At 62.1% G+C, this 7,039-nt stretch carries 3 protein-coding genes; all 3 read right to left on the reverse strand.

Annotated elements, in window-relative coordinates; all coding sequences use genetic code 11:
- Positions 1-41: 41 nt before the first annotated feature.
- Positions 42-5,366 (reverse strand): DUF4082 domain-containing protein, encoded by a 5,325-nt coding sequence (locus RWK44_RS12940; protein WP_316028884.1) that lies wholly within the window; start codon positions 5,364-5,366, stop codon positions 42-44.
- 216 nt (positions 5,367-5,582) lie between these two features.
- Positions 5,583-6,806, reverse strand: a complete 1,224-nt coding sequence (locus RWK44_RS12945; RefSeq protein WP_316028885.1) for a GTP-binding protein — start codon at positions 6,804-6,806, stop codon at positions 5,583-5,585.
- Positions 6,807-6,855: 49 nt separating this feature from the next.
- The coding region (locus RWK44_RS12950) for a DUF4082 domain-containing protein (protein WP_316028886.1) at positions 6,856-7,039 on the reverse strand (184 nt) is incomplete at its 5' end.

Here is a 7,039-nt window from a genome sequence, read left to right on the forward strand (position 1 = left end):
CATTACCCTTTACAAATGCTTGGCCTTACATGCTCGCGGCTTTAGGCTGCGAGCTGTGGTCTGAATGCTACGTCAACATAGTAGTTTGTGCTGTTATAGCTGGCGCTCGGGAACAGCCCGCTCGACCCATAGGCATAAACGCCGTTGCTGCCGCTGAGCGCCCTGAGGTCGCCATTCGTCACTTCGGCGCTGAAGTAATTGCCGGTCGCCGAATAATTGCCGTTGGTGCTGTAGGAAACGACGTAGGTCGTATCCGCGGCGATCTCCACCTGCTGGGTGAGTGTCGCGGTCTGCCAGCCGCTTGCCGTTTCGTTGCTGAAGGCGACGCTGCCGAGCAGCGTGCCCGAGGCAGTCCAGAGATAGCCGTTATGCGGGCCCGTATTGTCGGCACCCTTGTAGAAGCGGATGCCGGTGATCCAGCCTGCCGTATCGGCCTGGAACTTCATGCCGAGATTGACCTGCTGATTGTCGTTGGTAGAGACGATTGCAGGCGTCGCATTGGCGGCAAAGAGGTTCTGCTCCGGGCCTGCAGCCGGGTTGTTGATGGTGAGAGCAACCTGGGCCGTGGCCGTGCCGCCCTTGCCGTCTGATATCGCGTAGCTGAAGCTCGCCGGTCCCGAATAGCCTGCGGTCGGCGTGAAGGTCACCGTCTGGGCCTGGGCATTGTAGGCGACCGAGCCGTTGACGGCGCCGCTGACGCCGGTGATCGTGAGCGGATCGCCATCGGCATCGCTGTCGTTTGAAAGCAACGCCGAGGCCTGGATGGTGATCGGCGTGCCCGTATTGGTCGAGTAGCCGCTGTCATTGGCGGCAACCGGAATCGCATTCTGCGCGCCCTGCTGATAGAGCACGTCCACCCAGTAATTGCTGGCATTGTAGGAGGCGGTCGGGAACAGGCTGCCCGTGCCATAAGCATAGACGCCGTTGCCGCCGCTGACCGAACTTGCCGGCGCCGTCAGCGCGCCGCTCGTATGGTCTGTCGTGAAGTAGTTCGCCGTTGCCGAATAGAAGCCGTTGGAATGGTAGCTCGCCACATAGGTGACGCCGGCCGTGACATTGATCGGCTGCGTGAAGGAAACCGTCTGCCAGCCGCTTGCCGTCTCGTTGATGAAGCTTGCCTGGCCAAGGAGCTGGCCGCCTGCGGTCCAGAGCGAGCCGACATGCGTGCCGGTATCCTGAGCGCTCTTGTAATAGGTGAGCCCCGTGATCTGGCCGCTGCCGGAAGCGATGAACTTGACGCCAAGTTCGACCGAGTTGGCGTCATTGGCGGCGGTAACCCCCGACGTGTCGGCGCTGGTAAACAGGCTCGAGGTCGTGCCGCCGCCGGGCTGCGAATTGACCGTGAGGCTGACGGTCGCCGAGGCCGTGCCGCCTTGCCCGTCCGAGATCGAATAGGAGAAGCTTGCGACGCCCGTATAGCCCGAGTTCGGCGTGAAGATCACCGTGTTGGTCTGGCTGTTGAAGGTCACCGTTCCGTTCACCGCGCCATTGGCGCCGGTAATGCTCAGCGGGTCGCCATCGCCATCGCTGTCGTTAGCAAGCAGGTTGGCCGCGGCAATCGACAGGGCCGTGTTGGCATAGGTCGTATAGCCGTTGTCGTTGGCGGCAACCGGCACCGTGTTGCCCGTGGACTGATTGAAGACGACATCGACCCAGTAATTCGACGACTGGTAGCTCTGGGTCGGAAAGGTCGAGCCCGATCCGACCGCATAGACGCCGTTCGCACCGGCGAGCGCCGTCAGCGAGCCGTTGGTGTGGGCCGTGTTGAAATAGCCTGCGGTGGCCACATAGCTGCCGGCCGTGTGATAGGAGGCGACATAGGTCGCACCCGCCGTGATCTGCAGCGGCGTGGAGAAGGTTGCGGTCTGCCAGCCGGAGAGCGACTCGTTGGTGAAGGTGACCGTGGCAACAAGCGTGCCGTCCGCCCTCCAGATGGAGCCTGTATGCACGCTGGTATCGCCGGCAGCCTTGTAATAGCGGATTCCCGAGATCGTGCCGTTTGAGGAAGCGACGAACTTCATGCCGAGTTCCATCGCAGTATTGTCGTTGAAGCTGCCGCCGGTCGGCCCCTCGCTTCCCGTAAAGAGCGTCTCCCCGGCCGGGGCGGTCTGAACGGTGAGGCTGACATTGCCCTGATCCGTGCCGCCGCGGCCGTCCGACAGCGTATAGGTGAAGCTTGCCGGGCCTGAATAATTGTTAGCCGGCGTGAAGGTGATGGTTCCGGTCTGCGTGTTGAGCGCGACCGTGCCGTTGAGCGCATTGCCGACGGCGGTGATGGTCAGCGCATCGCCATTGGCATCGACATCATTTGCCACGAGTGCGGCAATCGAGATAACAAGGGTTCCGTTATGGCCGATAATCAGCCCGCTGTCGTCCGTTGCGACCGGCTGGCTGTTGGGGCCGGCATCGAAGACCACGTCCACCCAATAGTTCGAGCCGCCGGGGCTCTGACCGGGGAACGTGCTGGTGCCGCTATAGGCAAAGACGCCGCCGCCATCGACGGCCTTCAGCGCGCCGCTGGCATAGGGCTCGCTGAAATAGTTCTCGGTGACGGAGAAGAATCCGTTGCTGTGATAGGAGGCCACATAGGTCGTGCCGGCGGCGATCTGGACCGGCGAGGAGAACATTACCGTCTGCCAGCCGGAGAGCGGTTCACCCACCGACACGCCGGTTGCGAGCAGCGTTCCGTTGCCGGACCAGAGGCTGACGACGTGGTCGCCAGTATTGTAGAAGCCCTTGTAGAAGCGGATGCCCTGCACCGAGCCTGCCGTCGTTGCCTGGAAGCGCAGGCCGAGCTCGACGGGATCGCGATCGATCGCCACCTCGGTTGCGGGCTTTTCCGCCAGCGTCCACAGGCCCTGCGTGCCCGGCAGGTTGACCGTGACCTGCTTACCGGCCGATGGCGCTTCCAGATTGACGCTGTCGTCGACGGCGCGCGACAGGATCGTGTAGGTGCCGCTTGCCTGGACGACCCAGTTATAGCTCCAGTTCTCGCGGCCTGACGCCTTGAACCAGTGCTGGCCGCCATCGGTGGAGATCTCGACACCGGCGATGATGCCGCCGCCGAAATCCTGCGCCGTACCCGTGATCGTCACGTGCTGCCCTTCGAGGAAGCTGGCGCCGATGATCGGCGACGTGATCGACGAGGTGGGCTTCAGCGCGTCGGTCGATTGCGTCGCGAGGATCAGGCTCGCATCCAGCGTCGTCGGCTGGATGCCCATGTCCGCGAACATGTTGACCATCGCCTGCTGCACATTGCGATCGGTCGATGTTGTCGGACCCTGGTGGTTGTCGCTCAGGCCCCAGGACCAGAAGACGGTGCCGGCGCCGAAGACCAGCGCGCCGCTTGCCGCCCGGTACATGGTGAGGCTGTGGGTGGCGACGGCAGAGCCGATCGTCGTGCCGTAATCGCGCAGATAGGTTTCCACCGAGACCGAAGAGAGCGACAGGTTGATCAGTCCAGCCGGACGGAATCCGTTCTCGACATCGGAATCCCATTCATAGCCGAGCAGGTTCTGCACCAGATTGTAGGTATCGCCTTCATTCAGCTGGGAGACATCGGTATTGCGCCAGAAGCGCAGGTTCGAATAGTCGTAGGGGATGGAGATCGTGTCCTGGCGGTAGCTGTCCACCTGGAACATCGTGCCCGTCAGCGAATTCTCCGGCTGCTGCCCCGGATCGGCATAACGCGGATCGCGCCAGGTGCCGGTGCCGACATTGCTCGGGTCCGTGCTCGTGCCGTAGGTCTCCTTGTAGCAGACCATGGTGCGGTAGGCCTGGCCGCTGCCGTCGATGCTACTTTCCCAGCGGACTTTCCAGTAAACCTCGTTGCCGCTCCAGAAGGCGAGGTTCACGCCGGCATCGCGCGCGGCTTCCACATTGGCGCGCTGCTCGGCAGACCAGTATTCGTCATGGCCGACGGAGAGATAGGCATCATGGTTGAGCAGCAGGCTGCCGCTGCGCGTCGCATCGACGCCCGAGATATAGGACACGTCGTAGCCGTTCTGCTCCAGCCACGAGATCGCAGAGGATTCGACGCCGAAGATGAAATCATGCGAACCGCCGACCGGGCTCGTATTGGTGATGATCGGGCGGTTGTAGCTGACGGCCGAGGCGCGGCCGATCGCGGTCAGCCCGCAGCTGCAGTTCGGCGGCAGGTAGCCGATCATGTCGGCGGGATCGACGGGCACTTCGCCATAATAGAGGCTAGCGCCGCCCCAGGCATTATAGGCCTGCCAGGTGGTATCGGATGTCTGGAAGACGATATCGCTGGTGGAGGCGTCGTCGCGCACGACGAAGGGGATGATGCTTGCATCCTCGGTACCATCCTCGCGCACCAGCTTGGCGAAATAGACGCCCGAGACGGCATCGGCAGGGATCTGCCAGCTGGCGGAAACCGACCAGTTGCCGCAATCGATGAGACCGAGCGACATGTCGACGATCGGATGCGGCTGGATCTGCGCCGTAGTCAGCGATTTCTCGATCGAGTCGACCTTGCGCGCGCCTGCCCCGCCGTAATAGCCCATGCGGTAGACATCGATGCGGTAATGGGTGGAATCCGTGGCGATCTTGAAGTCGACCGTCTGGCCGATATTGGTGCTGATTTCGGTGGCGAAGCCCTGGATGGTGCCGTTGCCGTCGCCCTCCAGCCCCCATTCGCTGATGGGGTTGCCCTGCTTCAGGTTTTCGAGCGCGATCTTGTTGGGTGTCGCCGCAGCCGAAACCGGTGCCGCCAGTGCCCCCAGTGCTGTCGGGGCCGCGGTCGTCTCAGCAGAAACGTCCTGGCTCGGCTCCACAGAGACAGATGCTATCGAGGCCTGAAGGCGCAACGAAGCCGTGCCGAGACTGCTGGAAGAGCTGACCGGCGCCGCCGTCTTGGTGCTTCCAGTGTCGGCATCGGTGGTAACACCCGTAAGCGTGGGAGCGGCAGGCAATGTCGCGGCCTCCTCGGACGGATCCGGGGCAAGCACGGTGCGTTGCAATGTCGAGGAAGGCGTCTGGAACACCGTCGCAGCCGACGCCGTCTTGGTGAAACCGTCTTGCGCGCCGCTATCTCCCGCAGGCGCCGGCATCGCCGTCGACGATGCGGGCGACGATTGCATGTCGCCTGATGATATCAGGGAAGATGTGACCGTGCCGGAGAAGGAGGATTGGACGGTTGCGCTGCCCTGATTGGCAAAGCCGTAGGGACCCTGAGTGCTTGAAGACACCACGGTCGCAGTTCCAAGCAGTGCGGTCCAGACAGAGGGTGGGTGACAGACGCTCGGCGTGCCGCCGGCAGTACTTAGATATTGGCGATTCCTCACATGAAATCTCAGCAAGAGCGGCGTCCCCGTTTCCCATCGACCACCATTGGAAGGCTTCATCCTGCCAGCTTTCGAAAGGGAATGTACGACAGCAATCTGGGGTATGTGGGTGATCCACCGTACTCCGATATGATGACCCTCACCGCATACCCGACCGACAAGGCCGCAAAGCTGCCTCCGGCTACTGCTCAGTGGCCGACTCTGGGTGAAGAGGAATTCTAGTTCGGTATTGTCTCGCCGGTCCGGCCGGTCGAGCCGGTACTCCCGCGTTCCGTGCTACCAGGCCGGAAACGGATCTTCGAGAGCCGACCAATCCCGCGGATCTGAACTGGCCAAGCAGTCGTCCAACGCGGTGCGGACGCCTGTCTCGTCCATATCAACACCGATAAACACGAGCTCCTGCCGACGGTCGCCCCAAGCGCTGTCCCATCGGCTCTCGATATGCTGACGAAACTGTTGATGGCTGGGCCAGTCTTGTCGGGGAACGGCCGCCCACCAGAGCCCCATAGGTTCACAGCGCCGTTGCACCCCGGCAGCCGACATCAAACCCACGTGACGCGGGCGCGTGGCAAGCCAGAAATGGCCTTTGGCGCGGATTACCCCCGGCCAGGGCTCGTCCAGGAATGCTCGAAACCGCTTGGGGTCGAAGGGACGCCTCGTGCGATAGACAAAGCTCGATACCCCGTATTCCTCCGTCTCCGGAACATGGTCGCCCGGATTGTAGAGTTCCTTGTGCCACAACGGGTGAGCGGCGGCCCTTGCTTCATCGAAGAGGCCCGTGTCGAGGACGGTTGCAAGAGAAATCTTGCCGAAGTCCGTCTCCACCTGGCGGGCATCCGGGTTGAGCGCAGCCACCGTCTTGCGGACTTCCGCGCGGACCTCTTCGCTCGCATCCGAGATCTTGTTGATCACGACAATATCGGCAAACTCGATCTGGTCGACCAACAAGTCGATGAGTGTGCGCCGGTCGTCACCGTCCCGCTGCAGGCCGCGATCGCGAAGCAGATCAGCGCTGCTGTAATCGGCCAGGAGGCTTGCGGCGTCGACGACGGTCACCATCGTGTCGAGTTTCGCAAAATCGGAGAGCGAAACACCGTTCTCGTCGCGGAATGAAAAGGTTGCCGCGATAGGGCACGGCTCCGCAATGCCGGTCCCCTCTATCAACAGATAGTCGTATCGCCCCTCTTCGGCCAGTCGCCGCACTTCCGTCAGGAGATCGTTGCGCAGGGTGCAGCATATGCAGCCATTGCTGAGCTCAATCAACGTCTCCGTCGTATGTGACAGGTTACAGCTGCCGTCTCGGATAAGACTGGCGTCTATGTTCACTTCGCTCATATCGTTGACGATGACGGCGACCCGCAGGCCGTCGCGATTTGTCAGCACGTGGCTGAGAAGCGTCGTCTTGCCGGCGCCGAGAAAACCCGAGAGCACTGTCACCGGCAGCCGGTCGATGCTGTTTATCAGCATCCCGTCAATGAGGGCATTCGGAGCGACTGTCATTTGCGTTTTATGAGCCTCATCGAAATCGTCTCTAACCTCGTTCGACGCGTCAGGCGGCGAGCTGCGGCCGGAAGACCACATCGGCATAATAGTTTGCCGAGTCAAAGGTGCTGGTCGGGAAGAGACCTGTGGTGGCAGATCCGCCGTAGGCATAGACGCCATTGCCGCCAGCCGCAGCGCTGGATAGCGCCGACAGCGGACCATTGCTGACGCCGTTGGCGAAGAAGCCATCA

It is taken from the genome of Rhizobium sp. 25PS6 (genome assembly GCF_032464655.1).
In the GTDB taxonomy this organism is placed as follows: Bacteria; Pseudomonadota; Alphaproteobacteria; order Rhizobiales; family Rhizobiaceae; genus Rhizobium; species Rhizobium laguerreae.

What these genes read in the sequence shown, in the direction of transcription:
- RWK44_RS12940 (WP_316028884.1), bottom strand. Translation starts at nt 5,366, where the DNA reads ATGAAGCCTTCCAATGGTGGTCGATGGGAAACGGGGACGCCGCTCTTG.
- RWK44_RS12945 (WP_316028885.1), bottom strand. Translation starts at nt 6,806, where the DNA reads ATGACAGTCGCTCCGAATGCCCTCATTGACGGGATGCTGATAAACAGC.